The 19,418-nt window shown below is 58.0% G+C and carries 18 protein-coding genes; 4 read left to right on the top strand and 14 right to left on the bottom strand.

Annotation, left to right across the window (positions count from 1 at the left end; all coding sequences use genetic code 11):
* Positions 1–12: 12 nt before the first annotated feature.
* The 3 genes from ACXX83_RS05710 to galE all read right to left on the bottom strand — a co-directional run bounded on the left by ACXX83_RS05710 (position 13) and on the right by galE (position 2,704).
* A complete protein-coding gene (locus tag ACXX83_RS05710) occupies positions 13–1,128 on the bottom strand; it encodes a polysaccharide biosynthesis/export family protein (RefSeq protein WP_458547780.1) in 1,116 nt (371 codons plus the stop codon).
* A gap of 90 nt (positions 1,129–1,218) precedes the next feature.
* Positions 1,219–1,455: a hypothetical protein gene (locus ACXX83_RS05705; protein ID WP_102698709.1), complete on the bottom strand. Its 237-nt coding sequence runs from the start codon at positions 1,453–1,455 to the stop codon at positions 1,219–1,221.
* A gap of 232 nt (positions 1,456–1,687) precedes the next feature.
* Positions 1,688–2,704, bottom strand: coding sequence for a UDP-glucose 4-epimerase GalE (gene galE, locus ACXX83_RS05700; RefSeq protein WP_217837708.1), 1,017 nt, complete (start codon positions 2,702–2,704; stop codon positions 1,688–1,690).
* 390 nt (positions 2,705–3,094) lie between these two features.
* On the opposite strand from galE, the gene galU reads away from it, so the two are divergent.
* Entirely contained in the window at positions 3,095–3,928 is an 834-nt protein-coding gene (galU, locus tag ACXX83_RS05695; RefSeq protein WP_102698711.1) for a UTP--glucose-1-phosphate uridylyltransferase GalU, read from the top strand.
* A 47-nt stretch (positions 3,929–3,975) separates the two neighbouring features.
* Positions 3,976–4,386: a phosphohexomutase domain-containing protein gene (locus ACXX83_RS05690; RefSeq protein ID WP_458547779.1), complete on the top strand. Its 411-nt coding sequence runs from the start codon at positions 3,976–3,978 to the stop codon at positions 4,384–4,386.
* Between the two features lie 150 nt (positions 4,387–4,536).
* On the opposite strand, the gene ACXX83_RS05685 is transcribed toward ACXX83_RS05690, so the two are convergent.
* Genes ACXX83_RS05685 through ACXX83_RS05650 form a run of 8 tightly spaced genes read right to left on the bottom strand, consistent with a single transcriptional unit; the run spans position 4,537 to position 14,024 of the window.
* Positions 4,537–5,667 carry an SGNH/GDSL hydrolase family protein gene (locus ACXX83_RS05685; RefSeq protein ID WP_217837705.1) on the bottom strand — a complete coding sequence of 377 codons (1,131 nt, stop codon included), beginning with the start codon at positions 5,665–5,667 and terminating at the stop codon, positions 4,537–4,539.
* A 27-nt stretch (positions 5,668–5,694) separates the two neighbouring features.
* A complete protein-coding gene (locus ACXX83_RS05680) occupies positions 5,695–6,732 on the bottom strand; it encodes an acyltransferase family protein (RefSeq protein ID WP_458547778.1) in 1,038 nt (345 codons plus the stop codon).
* Positions 6,733–6,744: 12 nt separating this feature from the next.
* Positions 6,745–7,848 (bottom strand): hypothetical protein, encoded by a 1,104-nt coding sequence (locus ACXX83_RS05675; protein WP_458547777.1) that lies wholly within the window; start codon positions 7,846–7,848, stop codon positions 6,745–6,747.
* On the bottom strand, positions 7,839–9,068 hold the full coding sequence (locus tag ACXX83_RS05670; RefSeq protein WP_458547776.1) for an MATE family efflux transporter: 1,230 nt from the start codon (positions 9,066–9,068) through the stop codon (positions 7,839–7,841). The genes ACXX83_RS05675 and ACXX83_RS05670 overlap by 10 nt, the downstream gene beginning before the upstream one ends.
* Positions 9,065–10,177, bottom strand: coding sequence for a polysaccharide pyruvyl transferase family protein (locus ACXX83_RS05665; RefSeq protein ID WP_458547775.1), 1,113 nt, complete (start codon positions 10,175–10,177; stop codon positions 9,065–9,067). Before ACXX83_RS05665 ends, ACXX83_RS05670 begins: the two co-directional genes overlap by 4 nt.
* A 15-nt stretch (positions 10,178–10,192) precedes the next feature.
* Positions 10,193–11,275 carry a glycosyltransferase gene (locus tag ACXX83_RS05660; RefSeq protein ID WP_217837700.1) on the bottom strand — a complete coding sequence of 361 codons (1,083 nt, stop codon included), beginning with the start codon at positions 11,273–11,275 and terminating at the stop codon, positions 10,193–10,195.
* Between the two features lie 40 nt (positions 11,276–11,315).
* The gene (locus ACXX83_RS05655; RefSeq protein WP_458547774.1) at positions 11,316–13,544 is read right to left on the bottom strand and encodes a polysaccharide biosynthesis tyrosine autokinase; all 2,229 of its coding nucleotides are present in this window, start codon (positions 13,542–13,544) and stop codon (positions 11,316–11,318) included.
* A 39-nt stretch (positions 13,545–13,583) separates the two neighbouring features.
* Positions 13,584–14,024, bottom strand: a complete 441-nt coding sequence (locus ACXX83_RS05650; protein WP_458547773.1) for a low molecular weight protein-tyrosine-phosphatase — start codon at positions 14,022–14,024, stop codon at positions 13,584–13,586.
* Positions 14,025–14,315: 291 nt separating this feature from the next.
* Between ACXX83_RS05650 and ACXX83_RS05645 the strand changes: the two genes are divergently transcribed.
* Together ACXX83_RS05645 and tal are read left to right on the top strand one after the other, a co-directional pair.
* Positions 14,316–15,281 carry a glycosyl hydrolase family 5 gene (locus ACXX83_RS05645; protein ID WP_458547772.1) on the top strand — a complete coding sequence of 322 codons (966 nt, stop codon included), beginning with the start codon at positions 14,316–14,318 and terminating at the stop codon, positions 15,279–15,281.
* Between the two features lie 201 nt (positions 15,282–15,482).
* On the top strand, positions 15,483–16,409 hold the full coding sequence (gene tal, locus ACXX83_RS05640) for a transaldolase (RefSeq protein ID WP_458547771.1): 927 nt from the start codon (positions 15,483–15,485) through the stop codon (positions 16,407–16,409).
* Between the two features lie 216 nt (positions 16,410–16,625).
* Here tal and rssC read toward each other — a convergent pair whose 3' ends face one another.
* The 3 genes from rssC to ACXX83_RS05625 all read right to left on the bottom strand — a co-directional run bounded on the left by rssC (position 16,626) and on the right by ACXX83_RS05625 (position 19,373).
* Positions 16,626–17,108 carry an anti-sigma factor antagonist RssC gene (gene rssC / locus ACXX83_RS05635; protein ID WP_007978612.1) on the bottom strand — a complete coding sequence of 161 codons (483 nt, stop codon included), beginning with the start codon at positions 17,106–17,108 and terminating at the stop codon, positions 16,626–16,628.
* Positions 17,108–18,289, bottom strand: a complete 1,182-nt coding sequence (gene rssB / locus ACXX83_RS05630; protein WP_032829882.1) for a two-component system response regulator RssB — start codon at positions 18,287–18,289, stop codon at positions 17,108–17,110. The genes rssC and rssB overlap by 1 nt, the downstream gene beginning before the upstream one ends.
* A 394-nt stretch (positions 18,290–18,683) precedes the next feature.
* Positions 18,684–19,373, bottom strand: coding sequence for an MlaA family lipoprotein (locus ACXX83_RS05625; RefSeq protein ID WP_217837696.1), 690 nt, complete (start codon positions 19,371–19,373; stop codon positions 18,684–18,686).
* Between the last annotated feature and the right edge of the window lie 45 nt (positions 19,374–19,418).

Genomic DNA, 19,418 nt, shown 5'->3' with positions numbered 1-19,418 from the left:
TCGGACCCGGCCTTAATTGCTGTTGTTGCTGACTTCACTCATGTTCTTCGCCGCGGAAGCGCCCGTACCGACAATCGATGCCGACGGCACCAACTGGCTGATGAAGCGATTCCAGCGAGTCACGTTGGCAGGACCTACATAGACGACGTCCTGGGGACGTACTTCAAAGTGCGTGGCCAGCGCCATGGCGGTGGGTGATTCGGCTTGCAACTGGTAGACCTTCGCCGGCTCCAGATCGAGGTTTTCAACCCCCCTGATTACGTACACGGCATTACCGTTGGAGGTGGTCTGACTCAATCCGCCGACCGAGCCCAGCACATCGGACAGATTCATGGTGGCGGTCTTGAAGCTCAGTGCACGCGGCTGGTTGACCTCACCCATGACGTAGATGCGCTTCTTGTCGTTGTACGGCAGGTACAACTGGTCGCCACCTTTGAGGTAGACGTTCTGCAACTCGGAATCCGACTGATTGAGCGTGTCGAGATTGAGCGTATAGACCCGCCCGTTTCGCGTCAGCAACAGACCGGACAAGTCGGCGCTCGCCGTATCGATACCGGCCGAACCGAGGGCCTCGACCACACTGAGCGGGTTGGTGGAAATCGGTTGTGGACCGGCCTTCGAAACGGCGCCCGTCACCACGACTTTCTGGCTGGAAAAGCGCAACACGGCGACATCCACTTGCGGCTCCGCGATGAAGGCCGACAGCCTGGATTCGATGTCCGCCCGCAGTTGCTGGACGGTTTTACCGGCCGCCTGGACCTCTTTGATAAACGGGTAGTAGAGCGTGCCATCGGCACGCACCAGGCGACCGTTGGCGTCAATCTGCTGTTGCGCGCCGGAGGGCGCCGTCAACTCCGGGTGATCCCAGACCGTGATGTACAGGACATCGTTGCTGCCGATGAGGTACTCGGCCGGCGCCGCCAGCAACTCCGCCGGCACGGACTCACGCTTTTGCGTGGCCCTGTTCATGGAGATGAGCTTGGGTGTGATCGGAATGAGCTCGACCCGGCTGCTCTCACTGGCGCCCTGACGCGTGATATCACTGGTGCTCAGGTATTGGCCGGGGGAAAACATGCAACCTTGTAAAGCGATGCTTGCCAACATTAAAAGAGAAAAACTACGAGTCATAATGGCACTACGCTATTCAAGGGCGAATCTAAAAACAAAGTCACCCGATTTGCATCGGGCGACCTTGTACTGCACCAACAGGTGTTTCAGTTAGTTGTGCGTGCCGGTTGTACCCGTGGTACCTGTCGTACCCGTCGTACCGCCGTTTGCACTTCCACCACTGTTGGACGCCGCTACAGCACTGGCGACCATTGCAGTACTGGCTGCAGTGGCTTGAGTCGCCGCCACGTTACCCAATACATTGGTCGCAGTTGTAAGCGGCGCTTCTACCGCGGACGCCCAGTTGCTCAACATCGTCAACAGGGCAATTGCCATCGCTTTCTTCATATCAACTCCTTTCTAACATTCAACCTGATAGAAATCGGGCATTACGTTAGAGGTGGTAGAGTTCAAGTCCGCGAAAAATGCGAACAAGATCCGTTGTTCTTTCATAGTCTTACCCAACTGATAAAAGTCGAACGGCAGGTTTATATCTACGGACTTGCAAAAGGCATGGCCAGTGTATTTTCCCGACGATATCTAACAACCTGACCGGAAATAACATTAGGCTAAAACGCCATCATCCCAGGTAGCCTTTGGGGTGATTCGATTGCCAGCGCCAGGTATCAACGACCATGTCCTGCAAGTTGCGCGTAGCCTTCCAGCCCAGTTCCTTCTGCGCCTTGGATGGATCGGCCCAGCTCTCGGCGATATCACCCGAGCGACGCGGCATCATCCGATAGGGCACAGGCTGGCCACACGCCTGCTCGAACGCCCGCAGGACTTGCAACACGCTATAGCCATCGCCCGTACCCAGGTTCCAGGTATGGATGCCGGTGCGCCCGGCGATGGACTGCAAGGCCTTGAGATGCCCGTCCGCCAGGTCCACGACGTGGATGTAGTCGCGCACCCCGGTACCGTCGACCGTGGGGTAATCGTTGCCGAAGATCGACAACTCCTGCAGGCTGCCCACCGCCACCTGGCTGATGTAGGGCACCAGGTTATTCGGAATGCCACTGGGGTCTTCCCCCAGATGACCGCTGTCATGCGCGCCGATCGGGTTGAAGTAACGCAACAGCGCGATGCTCCAGCGCGGTTCGGCCAGGCTCAGGTCGCGCAGCACATTTTCGACGATCAGCTTGGATTGACCGTAGGGATTGGTGGGGTTGCCCGTGGGGAAATCCTCGCGGATCGGCATCTGCTCCGGCTCGCCGTATACCGTGGCCGATGAACTGAACACCAGGCGAAACACCCCGGCAGCAGCCATCGCCTGACACAGCGTGATGCTGCCGCTGACATTGGTCTCGTAATACTCAAGCGGCTTGCGCACGCTCTCGCCCACGGCTTTGAGACCGGCAAAATGCAGGACAGCATCGATGGCGTGCTGCTGGAAAATCCGGTCCAGCAAAGCCCGGTCGCACACATCACCGCGAATCATCAGCGCGCTCTTGCCGCAAATGGCTTCCACCGCGTGCAATGCCGCGTCGCTGCTGTTGCAAAGATTATCCAGCACAACGACTTCATAGCCTGCCTCAAGCAGCGCGAGCGTAGTGTGCGAACCGATATATCCAGCTCCACCCGTTACCAGAATTTTCATAGCGCGGTCCATAGTGGGAAAAGTGCGAAGTTGCGTGTCAAGCCCCTCTTGTTAAAGCTGTGTGCTGAACCACACAAATAAGAGCGACAACAACCCAAAACAAAATTAGTTCAACGACTGGCAATAAATATTTTTTCAGGCCAAACTGTATTGCGGAATACTTATTAGCATTCCGACGCACTCACCACTATCAACAGATACCGACTAAAAATAACTAACAACTATCAACCCGACATCTCATAACATTGTCGCGTTATCCGCACATTGCTATTTGCCACTAGTGGCCAGACTCAGGTATTAAAGTAAGCCTTCAATAATCATTGAAACTTGCAATCACCCGTTATTGCGCGCACCCGTTGGCTGTGTTCCATGACTGTCCAGGATACTTTTATGATTCGTAAATGTTTGTTCCCCGCTGCCGGCTATGGCACTCGTTTCTTGCCGGCGACCAAAGCCATGCCCAAGGAAATGCTGCCGATCGTCAACAAGCCATTGATCGAGTACGCCGTCGAAGAAGCACGGGACGCCGGCCTGCAACACATGGCGATCGTCACCGGGCGGGGCAAGCGCGCGCTGGAAGACCACTTCGACATCAGCTATGAGCTGGAGCACCAGATTCGCGGCACCGAGAAAGAGAAGTTCCTGGCCGGGACCCGCGAGCTCATCGACACCTGCACCTTCTCCTACACCCGCCAGGTGGAAATGAAGGGCCTGGGCCACGCGATTCTCAGTGGCCGTCCGTTGATCGGCGACGAACCTTTCGCCGTGGTACTGGCCGATGACCTGTGCCTGAACCTGGAAGGTGATGGCGTCCTCACGCAAATGATCGAGCTCTACAAGAAATTCCGCTGCTCGATCGTGGCGATCCAGGAAGTCCCCCGCGACCAGACCCACAAGTACGGCGTGATTGCCGGCGAGCCGATCTCCGACGGGATCTACCGGGTCAACAACATGGTGGAAAAACCTGCCCCGCAGGACGCCCCGTCGAACTTGGCGATCATCGGCCGCTACATTCTGACGCCGGATATCTTCGACCTGATCGCCGACACCGAACCGGGTAAAGGCGGGGAAATCCAGATCACCGACGCGCTGATGAAACAGGCGCAGAACGGCTGTGTGCTGGCCTACAAGTTCAAGGGTTTGCGCTTCGATTGCGGCGACGCCGAGGGTTACCTGCAGGCGACCAACTTCTGCTACGAAAACGTGTATTTGAAGGGCCGCTAAGACGGCTCCAACACCCGACGCCCACTCTTCATTCAGGCAGGCCAACCATGAACATTGCACAACTCTCGGCATACATTGAAATGGAGGTGGGCAACCTCGGGGTGATGTCCTCGCTATCGCGCCATCAGCGACTGCCGAGCGCCAACGAATCCTGGCTCGGCCCCACTCTGCTGGTGGAACGAATCGGTATGTTTCCCTCTTCCGGAGACATCCGCCGGCCGATGCTCGACCCCTATCCCCTCCTCGCTCACCTGAAAAAGGTTTACCGCGGGCAGGCGCTGGAAATCGATGACCGCGATGGACTGAAAGTGATTTTCAGCGACTGGCGGTTCAGGGTGCGCATTTGCTGCAACGACCCGGCCATCATCATCAACGTGGAGACCCGTTGTGCTACGCAACTGATGCCGCTTAAAACCGCAGAGTTGCTGAGCCACCTGGAGTCCTTCGAGAAAGGTTGAACGGCTACTCGAAAATTGTCGCTACTTCCGTAGGAGCTGCCGCAGGCTGCGATCTTTTGATCTTGATCTTAAAAATCAAAAGATCGCAGCCTTCGGCAGCTCCTACATCAATCCGCAGACATTCGAAAAAGCCGAAAACAGTCGCAGCTCCTACATCACGCCGGCATCGCAGCTGTCCTGTCCGCCAGCAATCCAGCGATAAAAGAAATCGGCAATCACTCGCCCACCCGTGGCCGGAACCGGATGAATCTTGTCCGGGCCGATCATGGTGGCGGCATAGCGCTTGAAGTCGGTACCGAACGCGCACTGCAGATTGGCGTAACCGAGGTGTTCCTTGCGTGCCCAGGGTTCCAGGACTTGTGCATAGGCCGACATCGGGTAAGCGCTGGAACGTGTGGTGTCCTGACGCAGGATCAGGTTGATGCTCGCCGCCGGTTGAATCTCGCGGACCATCCCCACCAGACCCTGAATGTTCTTCAGGTACTGCTCGGGTTTCACGCCAAAACCCTGGTCGTTACCACCCAGCATGATCAGGTAGATGTCGGCGGGAATCTTCGACACCACCGTCTTCCATTGCGCCTGCCAACGGCCATCGCTGTGGTAGAAGTCAGCGGACGCCGCACCGGACGCCGCCAGCTTGGACACCCTGACGCCGTCCTGTTGGTTGCTCATCCATAGCCCGAAGAGTGTTGGCGCGCCTTTCACCACTTCCAGCCGAAACGCCCAGTCTTTCGCTACCGATGTGCCTGGCAGTGACACTTCCTGAACCCCTGAGCCTGCGAGCGTCAATGGCTGCCAGGATTGCGACGGTGCCCAGCGGTAGCGAACCTCATTGGGTTCGCCATTGCCGAGGTAGAGCAATTTCGCCTGGGTGACAGCCGTGTCGATGGCCGGTGTCGGATCGGCATCGATCTCCAGCCAGGCGCCGGTCCGACCGGTAAGGGTACGACTGTCGGGGCTGGCCTGGCCGAGGGCGGACACCTGCCAGTCACCGCCGAAGTATTTTTCGCTGCTGCGGGTGTATTTGAAGTGCGTGCCGCCAAGTGCCGCGCCGTGGTTGAAGCCGACATAGCCGGGACCGGCGAAACCCGCCTCCCCGGCCAGCCGCTGCACCAGTTTGTTCAGATAGAAATCCTGCCCGGCACTGTAGCTGTCGCCGATCACCGAGATGGACAGGACCTTGCCACCCTTCCCTTCGCGCCACTGGCCGAACCGTTCGCGTGCGTCGCCGACCTCGACCACTGACGCCGCAACAGGCTGGACGTCATCAACTGCCAACATGCATCGCTTCCTTCACTCGGACACTCATCAGGTCTGGGGCACCGGGGCGACGTTTGCCGGCGGTTTTTTCGCCGTCGCACGCTCACCCAGGAACAGTACGGAAGTGAAGTTGAATCGACTGAAAACCATCGACAGCACCACCGGCCCCAGCAAGCCACTCGCCAGGCCACCGAGCACCAGAAGGCTTTCGTCCTTCACGCCCAAACGCCCCAGGACAAACCGCGAAGTGGCGGCAAACAACACATGGAACAGGAAAATCCCATAGGAGTACCCGCCGAGCCAGGTCAGCCATTTCGAGCGCATGTCACTCGACAGCAACGCAATGCAGGACACGCAACCCACGGTCAAACCGATCAGGCTGCGGCGGTCGACGATCAACTCGCGATCCACCGCCGCCACGTACAGCAGCGTCAGCGAGATCAACACAAACACCAACGGCCCGATCACCTTGAACCGTTGCTTCAACCCATCGACATTTTCCTGACCAATCATCCCCGCCACAAAAAACGGTAGCAGGTAGATCGCGCCGTTGATGCCGAACGCATCGAACTTGAACGGCGGTAGCAAAAACAGCACCGCCGCAAAGGCAAACAGCAGATACAGGCGCGTCGCCGAACGCAGCAAACCACGCCACTCCAACAGGCCGACGAACATGAAAATGATGAACACCGCCTGCAAGAACCAGAAGTGGTTGATCGGCACCCAGAACGACAACAACGCGTCGATCACGCTGACGTCCTTGTTCACGCCCGGGCCAACCGCCTGCAATACGGAGAACGGCACGCCCACGCAGAACAGCGGCACGATCAGACGCCGGACCTTGCCGCTGAAGAACGCCGAAAAGTCATTCCCACGGATTTTGTAGATGGAATAGATGTAGCCGGAAATGAAGGTGAACAGCGGCATGCGTACATACACCATCGAGTCGGCAATCACCCGGAACGGCGAGCCCAGGTCTATTTTCAAGCCACCGCCCAACGGGCCGATGACGTGATAGAGCACCAGCAGCAGGCACGCCAAGCCGCGCAGGGTTTCGATCTCCAGGGACTTTTTCTTGCTCGACATAAAGCACCTGCCTCAATTCAGAATTCTTGATTCAACTTGCACCGGCTTGTTCGCCCGCAACATCAACCCCAGGCCCACGAACAACACCGGTACCACCATCGAGAAGTGCCGGGCAAAGGAGCCGAAGTCCGGCTCGAACAGGCCTTGAACCAGCAAAAATGCCAGCGGAATCGCGATCAGTTCCTTGGGTTTGGTCTGGATCGGCGCGCCTTTGTAATCGGTCGAGGTGATGACTTTGAACAGCAGCAGCGCGGTCATGATCATCAACGCCACGAAGATCACCTGGCCTGGCCCCGACAGCAGAATCAACTCCACCGGGAACGACAACCGGAAGAAGATGATCATCGAGTCCAGCGCCTGCGAGACAAAGTCGCCTCCGCTGAGCCACGAGACGATCAACGACTTGGAACCCTCCTCGCCCGCCGTGCGCAGTTCGTTGTTACTGGCGCGAATCGACGACACCGGAAACCCGAGTGCCACCTGGATCGCCATGGCGACCGCCAGGTAGAACAGGAACAGCATCAGGAAAAAGGTGAAGCGCGAGACATACTTCTTCATCACGCAGACGCCGACCCAGGACAGTGAAAACAGAATCCAGTAGGGCCGGATCAGCACGCCGTAGATCACCGCCGAGAGAAAGAATCCGCCGCGATACTTGCGCGTCAAGGCGCTGAGCAAAATGCTCAACACCGCCACCGACACAATGATTTCCTTGGTCAGGTTTTCCAGGAAAAACGAGCGAACGATGCCCCACAGACACAGCGTGCCGAAAATCGTCAGGGGCATGCGCCGGAAGACCACCACCGGAATCGCCGTGAGGAAAAAATTGCAGAACATGCCGTAGGCCCAGGCATTGGTCAGATTGATCCCGGTGGGCCGCAGCAGAAACGCCGAACACTCATAGGAAGAGCGATCCGGCGAGAACGGGTTCCAGAAATTGCAGTTGTCGGCACGGGCGTAGGACGACCACAGGGTCATGGCATCCGGGCCAGGATCGCGGGGGACCAACAGCGGCATGGCCACCGACAGAAACAACCCGGTGAAGAGGATCAGGAACGAAATCGAGGAATCGAGTCTCTTGCCGCGAAACTCGATGCACGGCAGCTTCAACCCCATGCCAAAGCCCCTTTCGGCCGTGTCACACGGGTCAACACGGCAATCACGCCAAGCTGCACGATGATCGCAAAGACATTGCCCCAGGCAGCGCCGTAGATCGAGTAGTGCTTGATCAGCACGTAGCTGACCGGCACCGAAACCAACAAGCAGATCGCCGCACTGGCCAGTGACACCCGGCTGTTCTTCGAGGCAATCAACCCGCCCCAGACGATGTCGCCAATGGCACGCAAGGCGAAGGAAAAAATCAGCACGCCAAGAATCGTATTGTCCGGACGCGGAACACTCGTGGCGACGTAATCGAGCACAACGTTGAAGAATAGATAAATCAACACCGCCACCGCAGCGGACACCAGCAGCGAACGCATGACCCATTTGTTCACGAACAGTTGCCGGACCGTGAACGGCTGTTGATCAGCCTGAAAACGCTTGGCGAGCACTGGAATACCGACCACCGCCACCACCGCATAGGACAGCGCCTGCAAGGTATTGGCCGCCGACCAGGCGTACACGTATTTACCGAGGCTGGCGTAAGGCTCCAGATCGACGATCAGAAAACGCTCGGCGTACTGACTCAACGCGATCAAACCTGTGCCGAGATAGAACGGCAGCCCGGCCTTCCACACGGTTGCCGTGGCCAGCGTCCCGCTCACCCGGCCTTTGTGCACCTTCACCACAATCAGGTAGCCGGCGACAATCACCAGCACGTTGGCCGCCACCCACAACCACAGCACACTGGCGATCCCGGACACCCAGCCGAGCATCATCCCGCCAACGGCCAACAGCGCCCAAAGGCCGGTCTTGATGAAAAACAGCAGCGCGCCGGCCGTGGCTTTCTGCGCGGAAAACACGAAGGAGTTGATTTCGAACGACAGGTGTTCGGTGAGCAAAACCAGGGTCACGCAGAGGATCAGCGCCGTTGCCGCCTCGACTGCCTGGAACAGCGAATACACCAGCACCGTCGCCACAGACAACAGCAGCCCGACGGCCAGGTACAGCAGCAGGACCTTGTCGACGACCCGCCGCGAACTGCCACCGACACTGATCAACCGATTGATTTCGGAACTGAAGCCGACGCTGTAGAACTTCGACGCAATCAACGAGGCGGCGACCACCACGCCGTAAAAGCCCAGCGCCTCATAACCGAGGAAATGGGTGATCGCCAGCACCAGCAAAAACTTCGCGCCCAATGCCCCGCCGCGAAGCAATAGCCGAAATATCATCGAACGATACCTTTGATGATGTCGTCCATGGCCACGGTTTTCGCCTCGATCTCGCGGCAGGTATCGGTCAGACGCTTGCCAAAATTCGACAGCGCATTCGGTGCGTAGACCGTGTCGATGATGGTGTCGACGTTAATGTCTCCGCCGTTGATCACCCAGTCTTCCACACCCATGTCCTGATAGGCGCCGAAACCTTTGCGCTCATAGCTGATGTGGTACGCCGGGACGCCGGACAGCAGCGATTCGATGGCGCCGTGCAAGCGCACCGAAATCACCAGGTCCGGCTGATATTTGGCCAGGGTCGCTTTCAATGGCAGCAGGTCTTCGGTAATGCCCAGTTCGCGATAGAACGCACCGTCATCGTTGCCGCGAACGGCGCTCTGCACCGCGCAAACCACTTTGCTCTTGTTCTTCAAGCGCTGCAGCAGCACCTTCAGATTGGCCACGTAGGCGACCTTCTTCTCCTTGCTCCACTCTGGCGGCTTGCGCAGCACAACGCACACCGTTGCCGGTGATGAGGCGCAACGGGTGAACTTGGGCTGCATGAGGATTTTGCTGGCCAATGACTGGACCGCCAGATCCGGCGCGCGGTAGACATTTTCACAGGCATCGAAAATCGCCGATGAGCGATTGTCGCGCACGAACACCGCATCGGCGCTGGCGTAATGCTCGACGATCTTGCTGCTCTCGCCGTGGAACGGCCCGATGCTTTGCGGCAGGTACACCGACGGCACTTTGCTGAGAATCGCCGTTTCCAGTTGCTTGGCGTGGCCCAGTTTCAACTTGATGTGTTCGAAGGCACTTTTGGAGCGCATGTAGCCGCCACCGACGCCGACGATCAAATCGGTTTTCTTCAACAGATCCGCGAGACCGGCGTAGGACTGGTTGAGGAACACTGCTTGCTTGACCCGCCCCAGCCCCTTGGCCGCCATGACCGGCGCGTCAAAGCGCGGATGCGGCAAGTAACTGAAGGACTCTGGATCGGAAGCCACGACACTGATCGAGGTGTCCTCACCAAAGTTTCGCTGCACCAGGGCGATGGCCAGATCGACGAGCAGACCGTCACCGGAGTTGGACGCACTGTAGCCATGCAAAATCGTTACGTTCATATGCTTGAGTTCTACTTAAAAAGTGGGGGCGCGATACAGGTCATAGGTCTGGCGGATCATCAACGCGGCGCTGAAGCGCTCGCGGACGATGCTGCGCCCTTCGCTGCCAAGGTCGAGCAACCGCGGCTTCTGGATTTTCGTCAGCACATCGGCCAGCGCCTGGTGGTCGCCGCTGGGGAAGACGTAGCCGGACACCTCGTTGGTGACCAGTTCGGGCAGCGACGTGCAGTTGCTGGCAATCACCGGCAAGCCCATGGCCATGCCTTCGAGCGGCACCATGGCAAAGCCTTCCCAGCGACTCGGGACGATCAACGCGTCGGCTTTGCGGTACAGCGCCTGGACTTCGCTCGGCGTCACCCAGGGCAGGTATTCAACCCCGTCCATCGGCGGGCACTCGACCGAATCCTCGTTCACGGCACTGCCGACCACCGTCAGTTTCAGGTCGCTGCGCTGGACGTTGGCGAAAGCCTTGAGCAACACGTCGAAGCCTTTCTGATAGTCGAGACGACCGACGAAGAGCAGATGAATCGGCTCGGGGCTGCTGGCTTTCGGCGCGTCATCCTTGTGATGAATGCCGTTGTAGATCAGCTTCATGCGCTTGCGCTCAATGCCGAACCGCGCGGCTTTGTCGAGCTCGTACTGGCTGACGCAGATGATCACGTCGGTGACCTTCTGCAATACCCGCTCGATCCACGCGTAGGCTTTCTGCTTGGTCGGCGAGCTTTCCATCAGGAACGAAAAGGCATGGGGGCAGTAGACGACTTTCGGCTTGCGCCAAGGTCGCAACATCACGCACACGCAACGCCCGATAACCCCGGAAAAGGTGCTGTGCAAATGCACGACATCGGGTTTTTCCTTGAGCATCACCTGGGTCAGTCGCCAGGCGAAGCGCAGCAACGACGGCACATTGCGTCCGGTCCGGGCGAAGGTGCGGATCTGTTGTCCGGCAATCCCGTGCAGTTCCTTTTCCTGATCCTGCGGGACCAGATAGACCAGTTCATAGCTTGCCGCGTCGCCTTCGGGCGAATCCGAAATCGTGCGGATCACCGTCGCGACGCCACCTTTGATCGTCTCTGCCACGTGCAGTATTTTTTTCACAACTCACCCACTTCAAACATGAAAGGACAACCGCTGACACTCAGGATTTGTCGGACGCGTATTCGTAGTTGTAATAGCCGTAGCCGCCGTTGCCGTAGTAGCTGGCCGCGCGCTTCTCAACGCCGTTGAACACCGCGCCCTTCAACTCGATGCCGTTCTGCGCGAAGCGCCGAATCGTCAGTTCGATCTCTTTGGCCGGGTTCACCCCGAAGCGCGTGACAATCAGGCTGATCCCCGCTTCGCGACCGACAATCGCCGCATCCGTCACCGCCAGCAGCGGTGGCGTGTCGATGATCACCACGTCATACAGCTCGCTGAGTTGCGCCAGCAGCTCACGAAAGTTGGCGTGCATCAGCAGCTCGGAAGGATTGGGCGGGACCTGCCCGCGGCTGATGAAATGCAGGTTGTCGACTTCGACTTTATTGATCGCCTGCTCAAGGCTGCAGCGCTTGACCAACAGGTCCGACAAGCCATTGGCAATCGGTGTGTTCAGGGTCTTGTGCAGATGGCCTTTGCGCATGTCGGCATCGATCAGCACCACTCGCTGCCCGCTCTGCGCCATGACTGCCGCCAGGTTGGAGGAGACGAAGGTCTTGCCGACCTGGGGGCTCGGGCCGGAAATCATGATCCGGTTGCTGGTCGAATCCAGCCCGGCAAAGTGCAGGCAGGTGCGCAAACTGCGGATCGACTCGATGGACAGGTCCGTCGGGTTACGCAGGGCCAACAAGTACGCCGACTTGTCCGCCCCGTCCTTGGCGCGAACTTTTTTACTGTCTTCTTCCTGTTGCAGTGCGCTGTATGGAATCGACGCGTACACCGGCAAGCCGAGTTGCTCGATGGCCTCCGGACCTTCCAGGCCCCGGCTCAGGGACTTGCGCAGCAATACCAGCGCTACCCCGAAAAAGGCACCGAGGAAGGTTGCAATCAGAACGATCAAGGCTTTTTTCGGTTTGATCGGGCTGGTCAGGTCGACATCCGCGGAGTCGACCAAGCGCACATTGCCCACCGCCCCTGCCCGGACGATGTCCAGCTCCTGGGATTTGTTCAGCAGTTGCGTGTAGATCTGCGACGCCACTTCCACATCGCGAGTCAGGTTCAGCAGTTCCTGTTGCGTCGCAGGCAGGTCCTGGGCCTTGCTCTCCAGCGACTTCTGCTGCTGGGTCAATTCGCCGATCTGGGTCATCAGCGCGCGATACGCCGGATGCTGCCTGGTGAACTTGCGATCCATCTCCGCCTGCTGCATTTTCAGCTCGGAGATACGGGTGTCCAGACTGACGACCTGTTCCAGCACCGATTGGGTTTCGAGGGATATGTTGACCGTTTTGCCGCGGGTCTGATAACCGTTGAGCGCTTCGCTGGCCTTGGCCAGGTCGCGTTTGACCTGCGGCAACTGGCCTTGCAGGAACGCCAGGCTCTGCGCCGCTTCCGCCGACGTGCGTTGCACGTTCTGCTGCACATACAACGAAGCGATTTTATTGAGGATTTTCACCGCCTCGGCGGCGTCGGTGCTGGCCAGGGCCAAACGAATAATCCCCGACTCCTTGCCCTGCTCGGAAATATCCAGCGCATCCTGGTAACTCTGGATAGTCACGATCCGTGGATTGCGCACCACTTCGAAGCGGGTGCCAGGGTTCGCCGACAGCTGAGTGATCTGCCCCTCTATACCGTCTTTCGCGAACGCCTCGCCAGCGACTCCTTCGACCAGCAAGTTGTCGTTTTCATCGAACAGCTGGAATCGATGCTGCTCACCGGCAATCAGCGTGAGTTTCTTGCCCAGCCGTTCTTTCGGCAGATTGAGCCGGTTGATCTCCAGGCGCTCACCGCCCCAGGCGTAGCTGTTCAGGCCGAAACGCGGCGCCGCGACACTGAACTCGGTCTCGCCGCGATAACGTCGGGCGAGAAAGCCGCCGATGACCGGGAAGGTGTTGGGGGTGACGTCAATATCAAGGCGCAGATCATCGACCGTTTTGCCGATCACCGCGCGGGACTTGATGATGCCGATTTCGGTCACCGACGGCGATTGCCCGCCGAGCATGCTGTTGAGATCGGAGAACCCGAGCATGTCGTTCTTCTTCGGTTCGACCTGCACCAACGCGTTCGCCAGGTACACGGGAGTTGCCAAAACCGCATAGGCAACGCCGGTCGCCATGAAGGCACCGGTGAGCGCGCCGATCAACCATTTCTGGTCGATCAAACTGCCGAATATGCCGAGAAGATCAATGCTGTCTTGATCGTTGTCACGGGTGCCGATTACTGACGGTAACTGCATAAGTCTGTTCTTACCATTCACTGATCTGAAGAATATTCATCAATGTCCGAGGCGCTGCGCCCATGAGCTAACAGCATCTTCAATCAATGCATGGGCATGAATAAAAGCGGCCTTTCCTTGACGATACGGATCCTGTATTTCTCGTTCGCTCTGCCACTTTCCGAGCAGAAACACTTTGCCCCTGGCATGAGAGGCAATCTTCAGTACTTGTTTTACATGCTCTTTTTCCATGACCAGAATCAGGTCTGATTCATTAACGATGTCCGGTGTAATTTGCCGCGCCTTAAAACCCTGGGCACTGTGCCCATGTTCTTCCAGAACCTGGAGGGCCGACGGTTCCATGGCCTCGCCAACCCGTGCGGCAAGGCCCGCCGAGGTGACAGTGATCGTTGAAGGGGCCAGCGCGTTACGCAGCAAAGTTTCTGCTGTCGGACTTCGGCAGATGTTGCCCACGCAAACGACAAGGATCTTTCTGAACAAGGTTACTTTCCCGTGTAATATCAATAGGCCAACATACCAGTGGGCTTTAGTGAACCCACAAGACCTCGCGGAACTGAGAAATAGATTCGCCCTGTTAATACAAGTGCATTAAGTACCACAGCCCCCAAAAGCCACCCAACCAGAATTACCGGACCAAAAATAACTGTGATTTTCCAGAACTGACTACCTGACAAAAAATAACATTCGCGCACTTCGCACCCTCGCGAGTATCGAAATGAAAGTAACGCGTCAACCATTGGAAAATCGTTATTACCCGCCAGGAGTGCAGGCATGAACGCAGCACGTTTCAAACGGCTCACCGCCTCAACCCTGTTAATGCTGGGTGCAGCCAGTCAGGTTTATGCCAGTGACTTGTTCCCTTTGCTTGCCGCCAACAAGACCATCGGTGTCCAGGTGAAGATCCAGACCTTCTCCCCCACCGACGCCGAGCAGATCAAAGCCGCCGGCTTTGGATTCGTGCGCTTTGGCGTGTGGACCAACAGCCTGGGCGGCCCGGCCTATCAAAAGCAGATCAGCGACGCCTTTGCCGCAGCCAGGTCCGCCGATCTGCCGGTACTGATGACCGTACGCTCGACCAAGGCGCTGACCTCCGCGCCCGACAACACCAGCGAACTCGTTGCGGCGGGCGAATCGTTCGCCAGTTCGGTGAAGGGGCTGGAAAAATCATACGGCGCGCAGCTCGTCGCAATTGAAATATGGAACGAACCGGACCTGGCGAAGTACTGGCCAACCCGAAATCTCGACACGACCTTTGTGCCGTTCATGAGTGCCCTGTGCAAGTCGATGCAGGACCAACCGCCATCGACGCCGCTTATCGGCTTTGGCTTTGCCCGGCCACCGAGTGTCGGCACGACGTCAGCCTTGGCGCTGAAAAAAATCGTCGGTGAATACCCCCAATGCCTGAGTGCGATCTCCTATCACCCCTATGGCATGTCCGGCGAGCAGATCAGTAAGTCCCAGGCGTTTATTCAGCAGAACTACCGTCTGCCGGGCGTCATCACTGAATGGGGCGTACCCTCCCTCAGCTCAAACGGCGGGATTGAAGCCCAGGCCAGCAAAATCAGCACCTTCATCGCCGACGCCAAGAAGCTCGACATCCCGCTGACATCGATTTACGAGTGGAAAAACAGTGAAACGGGCAGCAACGACCGGGAGCGGAATTTCGGTTTCCTGACCTCCGACGGCCAAGCGAAACCGGCGAAAATGGCCGTCTCTACCCAGTTGAATCCGCAGTAGGACGTACGTCCACGGGGCGCTGACGGTCAGTTGCTTTGAACCTGTGCCGCGTTTGGGCATCGTATTAATCGATACCACGCCCCGCCTTTCAAACAATTGTTTTCAGGTTGTTGCCGCAGGGGCCGTCTATACACGTACACGCCCTTGAGTGGCTGTCAGCGCTCGGGTAATGTCATCAGACCCATAGGACAGAGCACGCCCATGACTTCCAAGCTGGAACAACTCAAACAAATGACCACCGTGGTTGCCGACACCGGCGACTTCGAAGCGATCGCTCGCGTTAAACCGGTGGACGCCACCACCAACCCTTCCCTGCTGCTCAAGGCCGCGGCCATTCCTGCGTACGCCGAGCTGCTGAACGCCAGCGTCAACGACTGCAAGGGCGATGTGGGCTTGGCCAGCGACCGTTTTGGCGTGGCCGTGGGCCTGGAAATCCTGAAAGTGATCCCGGGCCGCATTTCCACCGAAGTGGATGCGCGCCTGTCGTTCGATACCGATGCCATGCTCAAGCGCGCCCATCGCCTGATCGAGCTGTACGACAAGGCCGGCATTGGCCGCGACCGCGTACTGATCAAGATCGCCTCCACCTGGGAAGGCATCCGCGCCGCCGAGATCCTGGAAAAGGAAGGCATCCAGACCAACCTGACCCTGCTGTTCTCCTTCGCCCAGGCCGCCGCTTGCGCCGATGCCGGGGTGTTCCTGATTTCGCCGTTCGTGGGCCGTATCTACGACTGGTACAAGAAAGCCAACGGCAACGATTACACCGGTGCGGATGATCCGGGCGTGCAGTCGGTGACGCGCATCTACAACTACTACAAGGCCAATGACTACAAGACCGTGGTCATGGGGGCGAGCTTCCGCAATCTGGGCCAGATCGAACAACTGGCCGGCTGCGACCGCCTGACCATCAGCCCGGACCTGATCGACAAGCTGGCAGCGGATACCGGCAAGCTGGAACGCAAACTGGCGCCAGGCCATGCCGGTGAAGCGCGCCTGAGCCTCAACGAATCGCAGTTCCGCTGGTTGTCCAACGAAGATGCGATGGCGACCGAGAAGCTGGCCGAAGGTATTCGTCAGTTTGCGCGGGATCAGGAGAAGCTTGAGGCGCTGTTGCAGGCCAAGCTGTGATCTGAGCGGGCGTCATGCAAAAAGGGCGAACCCTCACGGGTTCGCCCTTTTTTGTCAGCAAGCTCGCACTCACAGGGATTGTGGATTGAAATCGAATCGTGCGCCAAGTGCAAAACCAATGTGGGAGCGGGCAAGTCGGATCGCCGCACCGCCGCTCCCACAGTGGATTGTGGTGAATCTGTGTTTAGCCAGACCAGACAGCATCACCTCAAGGGATCAATGCCGCTCCAGCGCATTCACCAGGTCATGGAAGGCTTCACGATTGGTGTCGTTCAGGCCCATGAGGATCTTGTGCGCTTCGAGCACCTTGATCCGCACCACTTCTTCGGACTGATCCTGGTCTGGCAGGTCGTCCAGGCATTCCGGGCAGGGCACCGGCTTGTCGACGATGTTGAAGACCTGCTCGAAGCCCATGGACTGCAACAGCCGCGTGATGTCTTCGTGGGTGGTGACGACGGTCGGCAGCAGGCCGACTTTCTGCCGCGACAGGATCGACAGCTTGGCCAGCAGGCCAAGCGTGGTGCTGTCGATGCTGCGAGTTTCGGTCAGATCGATCACGATCGCGTTGAAATTCAATGCGCTGAAGATCCGCTCAATAGTCGCATCCAACGCCGAACACAGGGTCAGGCGAACTTCACCGACGAACTTCAGGACGAAGGTGCCGTCCTGCTCGGCGAACTGGATTCTACCGGTACTCATCAAAGATTCCTGCTCAACACCAACAGGGCGATATCATCCGGCATCTCCCCTAGCGTGGCCAATCCAAAAACCTGCCGCAGCCCATCCAGGGTGCCGCCCGCAGCCTTGACCCTTTGGGGCAATGCCGCTTCTTTTTCTTTGAGTGTGGGTTCTGGCAAAAGGTCCAGAATGCCATCAGACATCAGCGTCAGGCTGAACGTCGGTGGCAATTCCAGCACGTGGTCTTCATAGGTGGCTTCGTTGAAAAGGCCCACCGGCAGGCCACGCCCTTCCAGATAACGAACACTGTCTGGCGTGTACAACACTGGCAACGGCAAATGACCGCCGATGCTATAGGTCAACAAACCGGTCTCCTCGTCGATGACTCCACCGACCATTGTGACGTGTTTGCCCAGCTTACAACTGATCAGGCCCCGGTTGATATGACCAAGAACCTCTGAAGGCTTGAATTCCGGCAAGGTGCCGCTGCGCTTGGACTCGAACAGCAGGCGCGTGGTCATGAACTTCAACAGCACGGTGACGAAAGCTGAAGAGGCGCCATGCCCGGAAACGTCCGCCAGGTAAAACGCTACCCGACGCTCGTCGACGCGAAAGTAGTCGACGAAATCACCCGACAGGTACAGCGACGGGATGATCTGGTGAGCAAATTTGAACTCGTCGATGGTCCATGGGCTGACCGGCAGCATGTTCATCTGCACCTGGCGACCGGCATTCTGGTCTTCCTGGAGCAGGTTCAGGCTGGCTTCGAGCTCGCGGTTGGCCTTCTCCAGCTTCTCGCGGTAGCGCTGGTTTTCCAGCAGCAGGCGCGCGCGATCCAGGGCCCGGCGCACAGAGTGCTCGAGCACCGCCAGATCTTCGAGAGGCTTGATCAGGTAGTCCGCCGCGCCCAGGCGCAGGGCCTCGACCGCGTCGTTCATCACGCCGGCACCCGACACCACGATCACCGGTGTTTGCGGCGACAGCTCGGTGACCTGGCGGATGAGTTCGAGTCCGCCCATCTGCGGCATGCGCAGATCGCAGATGACCAAGTCGGGCTTGTCTTGCTCGAATACCTGAAGACCCTGCTGGCCATTGCTGGCCTGCAAGACGCTGAAACCACTGTCTTCCAAATAGGCGGCGAGGCTCGCGCGCACTACTTCGTCATCATCGATTATCAGCAGCGTGGCACTGGTTTTTGGCATGTGGGCAAACGGCGCCAGAATTAGGTTGGCGTAGCAGGCGGGGAATTTGACCCGGCACTCACTACTGGATTCGCTTTCTAGCCTCTCTGTCGCACCGCTTTCGGGCATTTGCCCTACACACGTGTACACCAGAGGTGCCCTTCTAAGGCGCAGACGGTACTCCCATCCGCGGGGCGTTTCAAGCTCACGCCGATGGTCGCTTGACGTCTTTGTTTGTCAAATCACCGAGAGTTATAAGAACAGTCAAATCCGTAACCCAATGGAAGGTTCGAACCCGCGAGTCAAACCGGTCGGCACTAAAGTAAAAAGCCCGATTTCACCCGCTGGCGGGTCTTCGCAAACAAAAAAGGCGACCTTGATTAACGGCCGCCTTTTTTCAGTTTACCGGTCGAGATCAGAAATCGTCTTCGACCTGACCGTCTTTTACCTTGAATTCCCGGTTCTGCAGGTACGCATTGCGGATGAAGGTGTACTTGTCGCCAGTGATCAGCTTCTCGCTCGACAGCAGGTTGGCACGCGTATCGATGATGTCCAGGGCGAAGAACGAGTTACGCACAGGAACGTCGTTCACGTAGCGATAGGCGCCCGTGTAGCTGTCGACGTACTTGGACGGTGCATCGCGCAAGGTGCTTGGGCCCAGCAGTGGCAGCATCACGTAAGGGCCGCTGCCGACACCCCAGTAACCCAGCGTCTGGCCGAAATCTTCGTCATTGCGTTGCAGGCCCATTTTGGTGCCGACATCAATCACGCCCAGCAAGCCGAAGGTGGTGTTGAAAATGATGCGTGCGGTATCAACGCCCGCGGCATGAGGCTTGGCCTGCAGGATATCGTTGGCGAGGTTGCGCACATCGCCGATGTTGCGGAAGAAGTTGTGAACGCCGTCCTCGACAAACTGCGGTGTTATGTACTGGTAGCCCTGGGCCAAGGGTTTCAGTGCATAGGTGTCGACCACGTCGTTGAACTGGTAGATCGGGCGGTTGACGCTTTCCCAAGGATCATCTTCCGAGGCTGCCTGGGCAACGAACGGAACCAGCATCACACTGGCGCATACACAAATCCTGGCTAGATGATTGCTCCAGCGCATAGAAAAAAAACTCCTTGGTTTGTACCGGCTCGGGCACCTGGCCCG

The sequence above is a fragment of the Pseudomonas sp. GNP012 genome, assembly GCF_054343835.1.
The sequence above is the reverse complement of the archived record's forward strand: the minus strand, read 5'-3'. Positions and strand labels throughout refer to the sequence as shown.